Origin of the sequence: Nocardioides psychrotolerans (assembly GCF_943371775.1) — a bacterium.
Classification (GTDB): Bacteria; Actinomycetota; Actinomycetes; order Propionibacteriales; family Nocardioidaceae; genus Nocardioides; species Nocardioides psychrotolerans_A.
This window is the reverse complement of record NZ_CALRWD010000013.1, coordinates 56,515-72,763: the sequence shown is the minus strand read 5'-3', so window position 1 is coordinate 72,763 and position 16,249 is coordinate 56,515. Positions and strand designations below refer to the sequence as shown.

Sequence of the window (16,249 nt, the reverse complement as noted above, 5' to 3'; positions counted from 1 at the left end):
AGGTCGAGCTGGCGCGTGGGGAGGAGATCCGCACCGAGATCTCCGCGAAGTTCCGTCGCGAGGGTGTGACGGCCGAGCTCGCGGCTGCCGGGTTGGAGCTGACCCACTGGTGGACCGACCCGGCGGGTGACTTCGCCCTGTCGCTGTCGCGGCCGACTTGAGATCTGGGGAGGCGTTTTTTAGCCTGGTGGAGGCCTTCCCAGCAGGATCACGCTGAATCACGGGTGAAGCTCACCAGTCGCAGGTGGTCCCAGTGGAGCCAGGACGTCCAGGTCCGATGCTGTTCGTCTTGGACGTTTCACACCGGTGGTCCGGGTCCGCAGTCGCGGGTCCGGGCCACTGTCATTTCCGCTCGTGAGGGTGCATCGTGGAGATCGACCGGGCACCCGGTGCAACCTTCCGGGGCTCGCTCGCATCTACCTGGGCACGAGCACCCTCACCCCTGGAGCTGACGATGTCGCACACCCCCCGCCTTGCCCGATCCCTCGCCCGACCCCTTGCCCGGCCCCTCGCCCGACCCTTCACGGCCGCTGCTGCCGTGGCCCTGACCGTCGGGCTGGCCGGTGTCGCGGCGCCCGCCTCGGCCGAGTCCACGAGCGCCACGGACCCGGCGGACGCGACCGCCTCGCTGACCGACATCCGGCGCGTCACGGTCAACCACGGCCCCGAGCAGGTGATCACCAAGGTCCGCTTCACCGACCTGGTGCGGACCTCCGACGCCGGACCGTCGGGGATGACGGTCTTCTTCGACAGCCGGCCCGGTCGCAAGGGCCCGGAGCTCCGCTTCGACACCGGCCTGCAGGAGGGCACCGACTACCAGGTGACCAAGACGTCGGGCTGGGCCCAGTCGGGCGACCGGCTCAGCTGCCCGGCGAGCCTGCGCCTCAAGTGGGCTGACGACGTCGCGATCGTGCGCGTCTCGCGCGAATGTCTCGGCGACCCCGCCAAGGTGCGCGTCGCGGTCAAGATGGTCGACCTCTACGACGGCTCCCACCCGGTCACCGACTGGCTGGGCAACCCGCGCTCGTTCACGTCGTACGTCGCCGCGGGCTGAGGCGGTCTCCGGGCCGGCTCAGCCGACGGCGACCAGCACGACGGCGACCGCGCAGAGGCCCAGACCGGCGGCCTGGGCCCGGTGCACCTGCTCGCGCAGGAGGCCCGCGGCGAGCACCACGGTGAACGCCGGGTAGAGCGAGGTGATGACCGCCGACACGGTGAGAAGTCCCTCGCGCGTGGCCAGGAGGAACAGGCCGGTCCCCGTGGCGCCGAGGCCCCCGCACAGCAGCCCGACCAGGGCCACGGGACGTCGGGGGAGCCAGGCCTCGCGCAGCGCCTGGGCGACGCCCACGACGACCACGGCACCGATCAGCTGGTTGACCGCCAGGGGGAGCAGCCCCGCGGACTCCGGCACCTGGGCCAGCGCCGCGAAGAGGGTGCCGAAGCCGAGCCCGGCGAGGACGGCGTCACCCAGCCCGCTCCTGGTCGGCCCGTCGGCCCCGGTCGGCACCCGCGCCACCAGCCAGATCGCCGGGATCGCCGCGACGATGCCCAGCCAGACCACCGCGCCGGGACGCTCGCCGAGCAGGAGACCGGCGACGACCGAGACCAGCGCGGCGCCCACCCCGGAGACCGGCGCCACGACGCCCATCCGCCCGGTCGAGAGCCCGCGGTAGAGGAATGCCGTGCCGATGCCGTTGCCGAGCCCGGCCAGGGCCGACCAGCGCCACGTGTCGGCCGTGACGGTGCCGTCGACGATGAGGGAGCCGACGAGGAAGAGGGCGGCGCCCCCGACCTGGGAGACCAGGGCGATCGCCCAGGGCGTCACCCGCTGGGAGACCAGGCCGCCGACGAAGTCGGAGAGCCCGTAGCTGGCCGCCGCCAGCAGGGAGAAGAGGATCGCCATCGTCAGGGTCCCGCTCAGGTGGCGACGACGCCGACGACCCAGGCGAGCGTCGCCAGCAGCCCCGCGGTGAGCTCGATGAGGATGCTCAACCCCACCGCCCGCAGGGCGTGCTTGGTCGAGGGCCAGGCCTGGGCGGAGCCCACACGGCGGTGCTCGGCGAGGTAGACGCCGAGCACGAAGCCGAGGACGATGCCGACGACCGGGACGAGGAAGAAGCCGACGATCCCCACCGCAGCCCCGATCCACTGGGTCGAGGCGGGGATCCCGGCGTCCTTGAGGCGCTTGCCGGGGACGGCGTACTTCACGACCGTGCCGACCAGCAGCAGCACCGTCGCGAGCGCGAGCACCGCCCAGCCGCCCGCGCTGCCGACGGTGAGGGCCCAGACGAGGATCGCGGCGAAGATCAGCGCGGAGCCCGGCAGCAGGGGCACCAGGATGCCGGCCAGGCCGACCGCGAGGGCCACGGCGACGAGGACTTCGGTGAGGCTCACGGCGCACACCTTGTCACGCGCTGCCCGGAAATGACCGATGGCCCCGGACTCGCGTCGGGGGCCATCGAGATGTCGGTGGGTGGCGTGGTCAGCGCTCGCGTCCGGCTACGTTGCCGACGTGTTGGTGAGCTTGTGCGTCTCGTCGATCACCTTGACGGCGACCTCCTTGAGCTTGTCGCCGTGCTCACGCGCGTGGTGGGCACAGAACAGGAGCTCGGCGCCTGCTTGGAGCTGGACACGCAGGTAGGCCTGCGCACCGCAACGGTCGCAGCGGTCCTCAGCGGTCAGAGGAGCACTAGGGGCAACAACAGTTGTCACGTCGGCCTCATTTCTTGGGTGGTGTCCTAGTCAACGTAGCGAGGGGGCCCAACATTCCGGATGGTGCCCCCGCCCCACGTGTCGTAGACCACGTCGATCTGTTCACGGGGAGTTCTTCCCTCCCTGCCGGAGATCATGCCGCGGACGGTCATCTGTCCAGACCGGTGGGGAGCTGGTGTTGCCTGTAGCTGTGAGTCTGACCTCCTATCGGCTCCCGGGCGGCCGATCGAAGGAAAGTCGCCGAGATCGTGTCCACTTCGTGACGTCCTCGGCGGGTGGAGCAGGTGCTGCGGTGGTGTCCTCACCGTAGGGCGGCTCCTGCGAGCGTGCCTTCACCGGCGTACGGCGTGTCGCCGGTAGATTCGGAGCCTGCACACCGCCCCACCCACGCACCGACGCAGGAGCCCCACGATCGCCGACAACACCTACAACGCAGCCCACCTCCTCGTGCTCGAGGGCCTGGAGGCGGTCCGCAAGCGACCCGGGATGTACATCGGCTCGACCGACACCCGCGGGCTCATGCACTGCCTGTGGGAGATCATCGACAACGGCGTCGACGAGGCGCTCGCCGGTGAGGCGCACCGCGTGGAGGTGACGCTGCACGCCGACGACTCGGTCGAGGTGCACGACGACGGTCGCGGCATCCCGACCGACAAGGAGCCCAAGACCGGGCTCCCGGGCGTCGAGGTCGTGGCGACCAAGCTGCACGCGGGTGGCAAGTTCGGTGGCGGGTCCTACGTCGCCACCGGTGGCCTGCACGGCGTGGGCCTCTCGGTCGTCAACGCGCTCTCCTCGCGCATGGACATCGACGTCGACCGCAGCCCCAGCCAGCAGGGCCTGAGCTTCCAGCGCGGGGTCCCCGGCGTCTTCGACGGGGAGGGACCGCGCGCCGGCTTCGCGCCGCAGTCCGGGCTGACCCGCAAGGGCAAGCGGGTCGCCAAGGGCAGGACGGGCACGCTGATCCGCTTCTGGCCGGACCGGCAGATCTTCACCAAGGACGCGCGCTTCGAGCTCGAGGGCCTCCTGGGCCGGGCCCGGCAGACGTCCTTCATCGTGCCCGGGCTGGAGCTGGTCATCCGTGACCTGCGCGGTCCCGACCCGGTCGAGGAGAAGTTCCGCCACGACGGCGGCATCGCGGAGTTCGTCGACTTCCTCGCCCACGACGAGCCGGTCACCGACGTGCTGCGGCTGCAGGGCAGCGACACCTTCACCGAGACCGTGCCGATGCTCGACGCGCAGGGTCACATGACCCCGCAGGACGTCGAGCGCGAGCTCCACGTCGACATCGCGGCGCGCTGGGGCATGGGCTACGACACCGAGGTCAAGAGCTTCGTCAACGTCATCGCGACCCCCAAGGGCGGCACCCACGTCAGCGGCTTCGAGGCGGCGCTGACCAAGACCTTCAACGACGCCATGCGGGCGACCAAGGCGCTGAAGGTCAACGACGACGACGTGATCAAGGACGACGTGCTCGAGGGCCTGACCGCGGTCGTCACCGTGCGCCTGGCCGAGCCGCAGTTCGAGGGCCAGACCAAGGAGATCCTGGGCACCCCGGCCGCGCGCTCCGTCGTACGCAAGGTGGTGGCGGCGGAGCTCAAGGAGTTCCTCACCTCCACGAAGCGGCACGAGAAGGCGCAGGCCAAGCTGCTCATGGAGAAGGTGGTGGGGGCCTCCAAGACCCGCCTGGCCGCGCGTCAGCACAAGGAGACCCAGCGTCGCAAGAACGCCCTGGAGTCCTCGGCGCTGCCCGCCAAGCTGGCCGACTGCCGCGCCAACGACAACGACCGCACCGAGCTCTTCATCGTCGAGGGCGACTCCGCGCTCGGCACCGCCAAGCTGGCACGCAACTCGGAGTTCCAGGCGCTGCTGCCGATCCGCGGCAAGATCCTCAACGTGCAGAAGGCCTCGGTGGGCGACATGCTCAAGAACGCCGAGTGCGCCTCGATCATCCAGGTGGTCGGGGCCGGGTCCGGGCGCACCTTCGAGCTCGAGGCGCGCCGCTACGGCCGGATCATCTTCATGGCCGACGCCGACTCCGACGGCGCCCACATCCGGTGCCTGCTGGCGACGCTCTTCTTCAAGTACATGCCCGAGCTGATCGCCGAGGGGCGGGTCTACTCCGCCGTCCCGCCGCTGCACCGCATCGAGATCTCGGCGCCCAAGAAGGGCCAGGACAAGTACGTCTACACCTATTCCGACGACGAGCTGCAGCGCAAGCTCGCCGAGCTGAAGAAGAAGAACACCAAGTGGAAGGACCCGGTCCAGCGCTACAAGGGGCTGGGCGAGATGGACGCCTCGCAGCTGGCCGAGACGACCATGGACCCCCGACACCGCACGCTGCGCCGCATCACCGTCGACGACGCCGACGTCGCCTCCCAGGTCTTCGAGCTGCTCATGGGCTCCGACGTCGCGCCGCGCAAGGAGTTCATCGTGCAGGGTGCCTACGAGGTCGACGTGGAGTCGCTCGACGCGTGAGGTGAGTTGCGGCGTCGTAACCGTGGCGCCTGCGCACCGTTGAGCCGGTGGAAGATCTCGGGCTCTAGCGAAGGACAACGCGATGCGGCGTCGACTGCACTCCCTCCTGCTCGCCTTGGGCGTGGCCTGCGCGGGCGCCCTGCTCGTCGGCTCGTCGCCCTCGGGCGCCGACCCGGTCGTGGTCCCCGACATCGACGGTGGGCTCGCTACGTGCACCCAGCTCAGCCCGCACGCGGTCGCGGTGACCAGCGTGCCGGTGCGGCTCGACGTGCGGGTCCTGCTCGACGGGGTCACCCGCGACCACGCCGAGCAGGGCGTGGCCTCGATGCGCCGGGCCTACCGCCCGCTCGGCATCGCGGTCGCGGCGTCGTACGACGTCGTGGACCTCACCGGGGTCGACGTGCAACGGCTGATCGAGCAGTCCAAGGCCGTCTATGGCGGGAAGCGGCCGGCGGGGGTCGACGTCGTCTACACGATGACCAGCAAGGACATCACCAGCACCGGGCCGACCGGCGGACAGCTGATCGGGCAGGCCGACTGCATCGGCGGCGTCCGCAGGGCGCGCACGGCCTTCGCGGTGGGGGAGATCGGCCGCGTCACCATCCCCACGACCAGCGAGGGCACCGGCAAGGTGATGGCGCACGAGATCGGGCACCTGCTCGGCGGGCACCACCACTACGCGAGTGCGGAGGGCCTGCTCGCGAGCGACCCCGCGGTGATGTCACTGATGGGTCCGGCGATCGATCTCGATGCCCTGCGTTTCTCGTCCCTCAACGGGCTGATGGTGCGCGGGCACGCGCAGCGCTACGCCGGCTGAGGCGAGGTCAGGGTCAGGCGAGCTGCTCGAGCAGGCCCGTGTCGACGTCGTAGACGAAGCCGGCGACCGCGGTGGTGTCCGGGATCAGCGGATGCGCGTGGATCTTGGCGAGGTCGTCGGCGAGGGCGGCTCGCTGGTCGGTGACGACCCCGAAGGACTGCCACGACGCGTCCTGGCCGGCAGATTCCGAGATCTTGTGGCGCAGCTCGTCCTCGGTGTTGGACGCCATGGCGCACCGGGTGTGGGGGACCACGAGGATCCGCTTCACGCCGAGGAGGTGGGTGGCGAGCACCAGGGCCTCGAGCGCCTGGGGCGTCACGCGGCCCCCGGGGTTGCGGAAGATCTTGGCGTCGCCGGGCTTGAGGCCCACCATGCCGAGCGGGTCGATGCGCGAGTCCATGCAGGTCACGATCGCGACCCCGGCATGGGCGACGCCGTCGAAGCCGCTGAGGGTGAAGTCGGCGGCGAAGTCGCGGTTGGCTGCCAGCAGGTCCTCGAAGTCGGTCACGAGCGCGAACATAGCCGAGATGCCGGCCGCTCGGGGAGGGGTGCCGGTGGGCTGGACGGTGGTGTTGGTCACCCTGCGGAGCGCAGCAGCCGGGCGGCGTCCACGCTGCGTGTGGCTGCCCCGCGGAAGAGCACGAGGGCGGCGACGGCGGCCAGGACGGCACAGACGGCGGCGCCGGCGAAGACCGCGTGCTCCTGAGGGATCCCGGCGCCGGCCAGCAGGTCGCTGAACTCCGTGCAGCGGCTCTTGCCGTCACAGACCTCCTTGGCGGAGGGCAGCGGGTTGTCCTCGAGGTAGGAGTAGTAGCGGCGCAGGCCGATCGCGGTCAGCGCCGAGATGCCGATCAGCATCCCCACCATCCGCGCGACGACGACCATGGCGCTCGCGAGGCCGTGCACCGCGTCGTCGGTGCTGACCAGGATCGCGGCGTTGACGGGGGCGAGCGCGAGGCCGAAGCCGAAGCCGCACAGGACCAGCGTCAGGTCGGAGTGCAGGTGCTCGAGGCTGGTGATGTCCCACTGGGCCATCAGGACGAAGCCCACGGCAGCCATGAGCATGCCGGCGGCCGTGATGACGCCGGCGCCGACGCGGCGGGTGAGGTAGCCACCCACGACCGCCCCGACCGGCAGCGCGATCAGGAAGCGGACCAGCACCAGGGCCGCGCTGAGCTGCGAGTCGCGGTAGATCGTCGTGCGGGCGAAGAGGGGGATGTCGATGAGGGCGGCGATCAGGGCGGCGCCGACGAAGAAGCTCACGACGATGGCGCCCCAGGCCGGCGTGGCGCGCAGTGCCCCGGCCGGGATCAGCGGCGCCTCGGCGCGGCGCAGGTGGATGACGAGGGCCAGCGCCGCGATCGCCGACCCGGCGAGGTAGTAGTAGCCCTGGTCGGCGAACAGCTGGATCTTGGGGTCGGCGGTGGCGAAGGCCAGGATCACCCCGCCCAGGGCCACCGCGAGGAACAGGGCGCCGACGAGGTCGGCGTCGCGCATGCTGCGGACCCAGCCCCTGCCGTCGACGACCGGTCGCCGGGCGGTGAAGCAGCGCACGACGAAGAGCAGGCCCGCGACCATGCTGAGCGCCCCGACCGGGGTCAGCCAGCGGCCGTCACCGGCGAACGGGATGAAGACCTGGCCCCACGTGATGTCCTGGAGCAGGAAGGGCGGCCGCACGAACACCAGACCACCTGCAACGAGCGCCACCAGCAGCAGGAGGCCGCCCAGGACGTCGCGACGCCCGCGGTTGGTGACCAATCCGCGTCCGGGAGGGTCGGATCCTTGCGGTTGGTGACCAAACCGCAGGGTCGAGATCGCCGCGGCCAGCACCAGCCCGACCGCCACGTTGATCAGGAAGATGGCCCGCCAGTCGGCGACGGCGAGCACGACGGCCCCGAAGAGGGGACCGATGACGCTGCCGAGCTCCTGGACCGCGGAGACGATCCCGAGCGGGATGCCGCGGCGGTCGGCGGGGTAGAGGTCGGCGACGAGGGCCAGCGTGGCGGGCACGAGCCCGCCCCCGCCGACGCCCTGGAGGAAGCGCCCCGACACCATCGTGGGCAGGTCGTAGGCCAGGCTCGTCACCAGTGATCCGAGCGCGAACACCACGAGAGCGGCGACGAGGACCGGGACGCGGCCGCGCAGATCGGCGATGCGTCCGATCAGGGGCAGCATCGCGACGTAGCCCAGCAGGAAGCCCGAGATGATCGGGGCGGCGCGCTGGAGCTCCTCGGTGGACTCACCGACGCCCCCGAGCATCTCGGGCAGCGCCAGGACGACGACGTAGGTGTCGGCGGCGGCGAACGCCACTGCGACCGAGGCCAGGCCCAGCAGCAGCCGCGGCGACGACCTCAGCGCGCCCACCGGGGCTCCACCGCTCACGGAGCGGTGATGTCCTTCTGGGTGCCGTAGTCGTCGAAGCCGACCGTGTAGGTCATGGAGTCCTCGCCGGCGTAGAACTGGCCGGTGAGCACGGCCTCGCGCAGCTCGCCGTCCTCGGTGATCGTGTAGGTGGCGTCGAAGTCGCCCGAGGCGCCCGGGATGATGTTCTCGACGACCGAGCCGGCCACGGTCCCGGTGTAGGAGGTGAGGATCTCGTCGTTGTTGGCACCGCCGCGGACCGAGTCGCCCTCCTCGATGCCCGTGGTCTCGGGCAGCAGCGAGGAGAACCCCTGGTCGGGACTCACCAGACCGGCCGGGTCGGGGGCGCCGTACTCGCCGGGGTCGACCTCCTGGTAGCCGGAGGTCAGCGGCAGCTGCGCGTAGACGAGGCCGTCGACCGCGACGACCGGCACCTCGAAGGCCTGGCCGGAGAGCGAGACCGTGATCGAGCCCTCGAAGGCCGGGGCACTGGTGCCGACGCCGGAGGCCTCGAGGATGCCGGTGACGCCGTCGGGCAGGTCGTCGGTCGACAAGGTGAGCTGGAGACCGCTGGTCTCGTCGAGGGTGGTCTTGGCCAGGGCCAGGACCTCCTGGGGCGTCTGGGCCGACGCCGCGGAGGACTCGTCGCCGCCGCTGCAGCCCGAGGCGGCGACGAGCAGGGCGGCGGTGAGGGCGAGAGGAGCGAGGCGGGCGCGCATGCGGTCAGCCTTCCATATCGATGGGCAGGGTCAGCGGCACGTCAGGCCCCTCGTCGGGCCCCTCGTCGGGCCCACCGAACCTCGCGGCCACCGGGCCGGCGCAGGCCACGATCGCCTGCGAGCCGGGGACTCCCGAGCCGTCCCGTCGTCCGTTGGCCTCCGGCAGGTCGATCGGGGCTCCGCTGGCGGCGGCCGCCCGGGCGGGGGCGCTGCCGGCCCAGGCGAAGACCAGCGCGTCCTCGCCCTTGAGGAAGCGGTGGCAGCGGACGCCTCCGGTGGCGCGCCCCTTGGGCGGGTACTCGCTGAAGGGGGTCACCTTGACCGCGCCCGGCTCCGTGCCGGGCAGGGCGGTCGAGGAGCCCGAGGCGGTGACGACGACCGAGCCCTCGGGGTCGACGACGCCGAACCACGCGACGGACTCGCCGGCGGTGACCCGGATGCCGTTCATGCCACCACCGGAGCGACCCTGGGGCCGCACGCCGTCGGCGCCGAAGTGGAGCAGCTGGGCGTCGGTGGTGATGAAGCACAGGGTCTCGTCACCGGTGGTGAGCTGGACGGCACCGACGACCTGGTCGCCGTCGTCGAGCCTGATCACCTCCCACTCGTCGCGGTTGAGGACCTCGGGGTTGACCCGCTTGACGGTGCCGGCACGGGTGCCGAGCGCGAGACCGGGACCGTCGGCGGTGAGCGTGCACAGCGCCAGGGGTCTCTCGTCCTTCTCGAGGGTCAGGACCTCGCTGACCTGGAGCCCGCCGTTGAGGTTGGGGTCGTTGGCCGAGGGCGGCAGCACCGCGGTGATCTCGAGCATGTCGACGCGCAGCAGCCGGCCCGCGGAGGTGAGGACGCCGATCTCGCCGCGGGCGGTCGTGCGGACCGCGGACACGACGACGTCGTGGTTGGTGCGGTCGCCGCCGATCCCGAAGGGCTCGTCGGTGCGGGTGCGGGCCAGGAGCCCGCTGGAGGAGAGCATCGCGAAGCACGGGTCGTCGGTCATCTCGATGGACGCCGCGGCGGCGATCGGCGCGGCTGCGCCGAGCAGGACCGTACGACGAGGGGTGCCGTAGGTCTTGGCGACGTCGGTGAGCTCGTCCCCGACGACCTTCCGCAGCAGCTTGTCGTCGCCGAGGATGGCGTCGAGCTCCTCGATCTCGCGACGCAGCTCCTGCTGCTCCTTCTCCAGCTCGATGCGGCTGAAACGGGTGAGGCGGCGCAGCTGCATCTCGAGGATGTAGTCGGTCTGGGCCAGCGACAGGTCGAAGACCTCCATCAACCGCTGGCGCGCGGCGGCGGTGTCGTCGCTGGTGCGGATCACCTGGATGACCTCGTCGATGTCGAGCAGGGCGATCAGCAGGCCCTCGACGAGGTGCAGGCGCTCGGCCTTCTTGGTGCGACGGAACTGCGAGCGCCGGCGCACGACGTCGTAGCGGTGGTCGAGGAAGACCTGGAGCATCTCGCGCAGCCCGAGGGTGCGCGGCTGACCGTCGACGAGGGCGACGGCGTTGATGCCGAAGGAGTCCTCCATCGGCGTGAGGCGGTAGAGCTCCTCGAGGATGGCCTCGGGCACGAAGCCGTTCTTAACCTCGATGACCAGGCGCAGCGGGTTGTCGAGGTCCTGGAGGTTCTTGACGTCGGCGATGCCCTGGAGCTTCTTGCCCTGGACCAGGACCTTGATGCGCTCGACGACCTTCTCGGTGCCGACGGTGTAGGGCAGCTCGGTGACCACGATCGCCTTGCGGCGCCCGATCGTCTCGACCCGGGCGGTGGCGCGCATCTTGAAGCTGCCGCGCCCGGTCTCGTAGGCGTCGCGGATGCCGTCGAGGCCGACGATCTTGCCGCCGGTGGGCAGGTCGGGGCCGGGGATGAAGCGCATCAGGTCGTCGACGGTGGCTTTCGGGTGGCTGATCAGGTGACGCAGCGCCTGCACGACCTCGACCAGGTTGTGGGGGGCGCAGTTGGTGGCCATGCCGACCGCGATGCCGGTGGTGCCGTTGACGACCAGGTGGGGGATGGCGGCCGGCAGCACCGACGGCTCGAGCTCGCGGCTGTCGTAGTTGGGCTTGAAGTCGACGGTGTCCTCGTCGATCGAGGCCGTCATCGCCACCGCCGAGGGCGCCATGCGGCACTCGGTGTAGCGCATGGCGGCGGGGGAGTCGTCGGGCGAGCCGAAGTTGCCGTGGCCGTCGACGGTCGGGAGCCGCAGGGAGAAGGGCTGGGTCATCCGCACCAGGGCGTCGTAGATCGCGCCGTCGCCGTGCGGGTGCAGCCGACCCATGACCTCGCCGACCACCCGGGCGCTCTTCACGTGCCCGCGGTCGGGCCGCAGGCCCATGTCGTTCATCGTGTAGAGGATGCGGCGCTGGACCGGCTTGAGGCCGTCGCGGGCGTCGGGCAGCGCCCGGGAGTAGATGACGGAGTAGGCGTACTCCAGGAACGACGAGCGCATCTCGTCACCGACATCGGTGTCGATGATGTGCTCCTCGAAGTCGTCGGGGAGGGGTTGGTCGGTCCTACGCCTTGCCATGCCCGCATTCTTCCCTGCGGCGCCTGTTCACCCGACGGTGGCACGCCGCCCAGGTCGGACGGGATAGATTGCAGAGCGTGACCGCCGAGGCTTCCCCCCAGCCCGACGAGCCCCCCACCGCGCCGCGGCACTGGGAGGCCGACGTCCTCCTGCGCGACGGGCGCACGGCCCACATCCGGCCGATCGCCCCCAACGACGCCGAGCTGCTCGTCGAGTTCTACGCACGGGTGAGCGACCAGTCGAAGTACTACCGGTTCTTCAGCCCCATGCCCAAGCTCTCCGAGCGCGACGTGGCCCGCTTCACCCAGGTCGACCACCAGGACCGCGTCGCCTTCGTGCTGCTGCTCCAGGGCCACATGATCGCGGTGGGTCGCTTCGACGTGGTCAAGCCCGGTGAGGCCGAGGTGGCCTTCCTCGTCGAGGACCAGCACCACGGTCGCGGCATCGCCCAGCTGCTCCTCGAGCACCTCGCGCAGGCCGGCCGCGAGCGCGGCGTCGAGAAGTTCACCGCCGAGGTCCTGCCCGACAACCACCGGATGATCCAGACCTTCCGCGACGCGGGCTACTCCATCGCCAGCGAGTACGACGAGGGCGTGCTGGTCCTCGAGTTCCCCATCGACCCGACCGACACCGCCATCGGCGTGATGCGCGGGCGCGAGCACCGCGCCGAGTCGGCCTCCATCGAGCGGTTCTTCAACCCGCGCTCGGTGGCGATCATCGGCGCCAGCCGCCGCCAGGACACGATCGGCCAGGCGCTCGTGCGTCACCTCGTGACCGGTGACTTCACCGGCCGCGTCTACGTCGTCAACCCGAGCGCCGACGCGGTGTCCGGGATGCCGGCCTACAAGACCGTCGGCGACATCCCCGACGACGTCGACGTGGCGATCGTGGCCGTGCCGGCCGACAAGGTCGAGGACGTCGTCCTCGACTGCGCAGCCAAGGGCGTGCACGGCCTGGTCGTCATCTCCTCGGGCTTCGCCGAGACCGGCGAGGAGGGCCGCAAGCGCCAGCGCCGCCTCGTGGGGCTCTCGCGCTCCTACGGCCTGCGCCTGATCGGCCCCAACTGCCTCGGCATCATCAACACCGATCCCGCGGTCTCCATCAACGCCTCGCTGTCCTCGGTGATGCCCGCCCGCGGTCGCGCCGGCTTCTTCTGCCAGTCCGGTGCCCTGGGCTCCGCGATCCTCGAGAAGGTCGCCAACCGGGGACTGGGCCTGTCCACGTTCGTCAGCGCCGGCAACCGCGCCGACGTCTCCGGCAACGACCTCCTCCAGTACTGGGAGGAGGACGCGTCCACCGAGGTCGTCCTGCTCTACCTGGAGTCGATCGGTAACCCCCGCAAGTTCTCCCGCATCGCGCGCCGGGTCTCGCTGCGCAAGCCGATCATCGCCGTGCGCTCCGGTCGCACGACCCAGGGCGTGCCCATGGGCCACGCCGTACGCCGGATCGCCGCGCCGCCGCAGGCCGTCGACGCGATGTTCCGCCAGGCCGGGGTGATCCAGGTCGACACCCTCGAGGAGATGTTCGACGTCGCGCAGCTGCTGGCCCACCAGCCGCTGCCGCGGGGTCGCCGCGTGGCGATCGTCGGCAACTCCGACGCCCTCGGGCTGCTCGCCGCCGACGCCGCCGTCGCGGTCGGGCTGGTCGTCAACAAGTCGGTGGCGCTCGGCGCGGAGGCCACGGCCGAGGACTTCGAGGACGCGCTCGACGCTGCCATCGACGACCCCGAGATCGACTCGGTCATCGCCGTCTACATCCCCCCGCTCAACGTCTCCGGCGAGGACGTCGCCAACGTGCTCGCCGCGGTCGGTGAGCAGTCCGACAAGCCGCTCGTGTCGTCGTTCCTCGGCGCCGAGGGTGTCCCCGAGCTGCTGCGGGTGCCCGACGTGGCCGGCTCGACGGCCGGGCGCGGCTCCGTGCCGTCCTACCCCGCTGTCGAGGCCGCCGTGCGCGCGCTGGCGCGCGTCGTCGAGTACGCCGTGTGGTTGCGCACGCCCGACGGCCCGGCGCCCGACCCGGCCGAGGTCGACCTCGGCTCAGCGCGCCAGCTGGTCAACTCCGTCCTCTCCGAGCACCCGCAGGGCAGCAGCCTCACGCGCGACCAGGTGGGCGAGCTGCTCGGCTCCTACGGCATCAAGCTGTGGTCGGCCCTCCCGGTCACCACCCTGCGGCAGGCCCAGGCGGCGGGTCGCGAGCTCGGCTGGGACGTCGTGCTCAAGGCGACCTCCCACCCGCTGCGCGAGCGGCCCGACCTGGCGCACGTGTGGCGCAACATCGACTCGAGCTCGACCATGCGTGATGCGTGGGAGTCCCTGACCCAGCTCGTCGGCGACCCGGTCGCCGCCGGCTTCGTGGTCCAGAAGAACTCGCCCCCGGGCGTGCCCGTCGCGATCCGGAGCCTCGAGGATCCGCTCTTCGGGCCGGTCGTCTCCTTCGGGATCTCCGGGCCGATCATCGAGCTGCTGGCCGACAAGTCCTACCGGATCCCGCCGCTGGGCGCCCGCGACGCGGCCGCCATGGTGCGCGAGGTGAAGAGCTCGCCGATGCTCTTCGGCTACCGCGGCGCCGACGTCGTCGACGTGGCCGAGATCGAGCGCCTGATCAGCCGTGTCGCCCAGCTGCAGAACGACCTGCCCCAGATCAGCTCGCTGGAGCTGGGCCTCGTCCTGGCCGGTCCCGACGGCTGCACGGTCCTCACCGCCGAGGCCCGGGTGGAGCAGGTCGCCGAGCTGCGCTCGGACCTCTTCGTGCGCCGGATGCCCGACCTGCTCGGGGACACGATCCCGGGCTGAGGCCTCGTGACAGACTGACGCCCATGCGCAGCACCCGCACCGACGACCGCGACCGGATCCTGGAGCTCAGGGAGGCCATCGACCGCACCGGCTACTACCCCGAGGTCGTGGCCGACGGGGTGGTCTCCGCGATCGCCGGCGAGCAGGTCGTCTCGTTCTTCGTCCACCACGAGCCCACCTTCGAGCGCGACGAGGTGCGCCGCCACCAGAGCGTCATCGTGCTCACGCCCTCGCGGCTGGTCCTGGCGCACACCGACGAGCACGCCGGCGACGACCTGCTGCCCGAGCCCTACACGTCGACCTCCACCGAGGCCGTGCGGCTCTCGGCGGTCAAGTCGGTCGTGGTGACGCGCATGACCGCCAACCCGACCGGCGGCCCCACGCCGCCGGCCGAGGCCGTCATGACGATCGGCTGGGGCGGTGTCAGCCGCCTCGACCTCGAGCCAGCCGGCTGCAGCGACCCCGAGTGCGACGCCGACCACGGCTACACCGGCGTCATGGCCTCCGACGACTTCTCGTTGCGGGTCTCGGCCGCGGCCGACGGCCTCGACGCGGTCGCCGGGCTGCTGTCCTTCGCCGAGTCGCTCTCGGCGCGGACCCACTCCGGGTGAGCCACCCGTCCTCGGGGGGACCGCACTTCCTCGAGCCGGCCTACGGCCAGCGCTCGCTCGGTGACGTCGTCCCGGCGGTCGCCGCTGCGCTCGGCGTCCCGGGAGCCGCGGAGCCGACCGGCCTGGTGCTGCCCGACGCGTCGTCGTACGTCGTGTTCCTGATCGACGGGCTCGGTGCCAACCTCTTGAAGCGCTACGCCCACGCTGCGCCCTACCTCTCGGAGCTGCTCGCCGACCAGCTGCCCGCGACCTGCGGGGTGCCGTCGACGACCGCCACCAGCCTCACCTCGCTCGGCACCGGGCTGCCTCCCGGCGCGCACGGCATGGTCGGCTTCACCTCCCGCGTCCCCGGCACCGGCCAGCTGCTCAACGCGCTCTTCTGGGACCAGGACGTCGACCCGCTGGAGTGGCAGCCGCACCAGACCGCCTTCGGGCGGCTCCAGTCGGCCGGGGTGCCGGTCACGGTCGTCAACAAGCGCGAGTTCGAGCGCAGCGGCCTGACCCGGGCCGCGCACCGTGGCGGCGACTACGTCGGCGCCGACCTGGTGGGCGAGCGGATCGCTGCAGCGGTGGCGTCGTCGGCGGTGTCGCCGTCGCTGACCTACCTCTACGACGGCGACCTCGACCGGACCGGTCACCAGTGGGGCGTCGCGTCGAGCCAGTGGCTGATGCAGCTGTCGATGATCGACGCCGAGGCCGAGCAGCTGCGCGAGACGCTGCCGTCGCACGTGCGGCTGGTCGTCATCGCCGACCACGGCATGGTCGACTCGCCGGTCGACCGGCGCATCGACGTCGACGAGCACCACGAGCTGCGCGACGGCGTGGCGCTCATCGGCGGTGAGGCACGCTTCCGTCACCTCTACTGCTCCGGCGGTGCCGTCGACGACGTCGTCGCGACCTGGTCGGCGGTGCTGGGGGAGCGGGCCGAGGTGATGACGCGCTCGGCGGCGATCGGTCGTGGCTGGTTCGGGCCGGTCTCCTCGCTGGTCATGCCGCGGCTGGGTGACGTCGTCGTCGCCTGCCGCTCCGACCACGCGATCCTCTCCACCCGCGACTTCCCCTACGAGGCCGGTCTCGTCGGGCTGCACGGCTCGCTCACCGAGGACGAGATGCTGATCCCGCTGGTCGTGGACTGAGCGGCGCGCGGCGGCCACTTGGCGGCCGGTTCATCAAGGTATGTCGACGAACCTCCATCTCCCACGGTCGAGCGGCGGGCTGGTCAGGCACTTCCCATGGCGACA

14 protein-coding genes are annotated in these 16,249 nt (G+C 71.4%); 7 read left to right on the top strand and 7 right to left on the bottom strand.

Features of this window, described 5'->3' with window-relative positions; genetic code table 11:
* Window positions 1-8: 8 nt before the first annotated feature.
* On the top strand, window positions 9-161 hold the full coding sequence (locus AAG827_RS06110; RefSeq protein WP_341924972.1) for an L-histidine N(alpha)-methyltransferase: 153 nt from the start codon (window positions 9-11) through the stop codon (window positions 159-161).
* 293 nt (window positions 162-454) lie between these two features.
* Window positions 455-1,054: a hypothetical protein gene (locus tag AAG827_RS06105; RefSeq protein WP_341924967.1), complete on the top strand. Its 600-nt coding sequence runs from the start codon at window positions 455-457 to the stop codon at window positions 1,052-1,054.
* 18 nt (window positions 1,055-1,072) lie between these two features.
* On the opposite strand, the gene AAG827_RS06100 is transcribed toward AAG827_RS06105, so the two are convergent.
* The 3 genes from AAG827_RS06100 to AAG827_RS06090 form a co-directional block, all read right to left on the bottom strand.
* On the bottom strand, window positions 1,073-1,903 hold the full coding sequence (locus tag AAG827_RS06100) for an EamA family transporter (protein WP_341924966.1): 831 nt from the start codon (window positions 1,901-1,903) through the stop codon (window positions 1,073-1,075).
* Window positions 1,904-1,917: 14 nt separating this feature from the next.
* Window positions 1,918-2,394 carry a DUF456 domain-containing protein gene (locus AAG827_RS06095; RefSeq protein WP_341924964.1) on the bottom strand — a complete coding sequence of 159 codons (477 nt, stop codon included), beginning with the start codon at window positions 2,392-2,394 and terminating at the stop codon, window positions 1,918-1,920.
* 105 nt (window positions 2,395-2,499) lie between these two features.
* Window positions 2,500-2,712, bottom strand: a complete 213-nt coding sequence (locus AAG827_RS06090; protein ID WP_341924963.1) for a hypothetical protein — start codon at window positions 2,710-2,712, stop codon at window positions 2,500-2,502.
* Window positions 2,713-3,123: 411 nt separating this feature from the next.
* Between AAG827_RS06090 and AAG827_RS06085 the strand changes: the two genes are divergently transcribed.
* Together AAG827_RS06085 and AAG827_RS06080 are read left to right on the top strand one after the other, a co-directional pair.
* Window positions 3,124-5,187, top strand: a complete 2,064-nt coding sequence (locus AAG827_RS06085; protein WP_341924971.1) for a DNA topoisomerase IV subunit B — start codon at window positions 3,124-3,126, stop codon at window positions 5,185-5,187.
* An 82-nt stretch (window positions 5,188-5,269) separates the two neighbouring features.
* On the top strand, window positions 5,270-6,004 hold the full coding sequence (locus tag AAG827_RS06080) for a zinc-dependent metalloprotease family protein (RefSeq protein WP_341924962.1): 735 nt from the start codon (window positions 5,270-5,272) through the stop codon (window positions 6,002-6,004).
* Between the two features lie 13 nt (window positions 6,005-6,017).
* Here the strand turns inward: AAG827_RS06080 and AAG827_RS06075 are convergent, their stop codons facing one another.
* Genes AAG827_RS06075 through AAG827_RS06060 form a run of 4 tightly spaced genes read right to left on the bottom strand, consistent with a single transcriptional unit; the run spans window position 6,018 to window position 11,605 of the window.
* The gene (locus AAG827_RS06075; RefSeq protein ID WP_341924970.1) at window positions 6,018-6,524 is read right to left on the bottom strand and encodes a carbonic anhydrase; all 507 of its coding nucleotides are present in this window, start codon (window positions 6,522-6,524) and stop codon (window positions 6,018-6,020) included.
* Between the two features lie 56 nt (window positions 6,525-6,580).
* A complete protein-coding gene (locus tag AAG827_RS06070) occupies window positions 6,581-8,386 on the bottom strand; it encodes an MFS transporter (protein WP_341924961.1) in 1,806 nt (601 codons plus the stop codon).
* Entirely contained in the window at window positions 8,383-9,084 is a 702-nt protein-coding gene (locus tag AAG827_RS06065) for an LppX_LprAFG lipoprotein (RefSeq protein ID WP_341924959.1), read from the bottom strand. Before AAG827_RS06065 ends, AAG827_RS06070 begins: the two co-directional genes overlap by 4 nt.
* A 4-nt stretch (window positions 9,085-9,088) precedes the next feature.
* Window positions 9,089-11,605, bottom strand: coding sequence for a DNA topoisomerase IV subunit A (locus tag AAG827_RS06060; protein ID WP_341924958.1), 2,517 nt, complete (start codon window positions 11,603-11,605; stop codon window positions 9,089-9,091).
* Between the two features lie 77 nt (window positions 11,606-11,682).
* On the opposite strand from AAG827_RS06060, the gene AAG827_RS06055 reads away from it, so the two are divergent.
* The 3 genes from AAG827_RS06055 to AAG827_RS06045 are packed head-to-tail and all read left to right on the top strand — an operon-like array spanning window position 11,683 to window position 16,144.
* Window positions 11,683-14,397: a GNAT family N-acetyltransferase gene (locus tag AAG827_RS06055; RefSeq protein ID WP_341924957.1), complete on the top strand. Its 2,715-nt coding sequence runs from the start codon at window positions 11,683-11,685 to the stop codon at window positions 14,395-14,397.
* 23 nt (window positions 14,398-14,420) lie between these two features.
* Window positions 14,421-15,008, top strand: a complete 588-nt coding sequence (locus tag AAG827_RS06050) for a DUF5998 family protein (protein WP_341924956.1) — start codon at window positions 14,421-14,423, stop codon at window positions 15,006-15,008.
* Window positions 15,005-16,144, top strand: a complete 1,140-nt coding sequence (locus tag AAG827_RS06045) for a nucleotide pyrophosphatase/phosphodiesterase family protein (RefSeq protein ID WP_341924955.1) — start codon at window positions 15,005-15,007, stop codon at window positions 16,142-16,144. The genes AAG827_RS06050 and AAG827_RS06045 overlap by 4 nt, the downstream gene beginning before the upstream one ends.
* Window positions 16,145-16,249 lie beyond the last annotated feature (105 nt).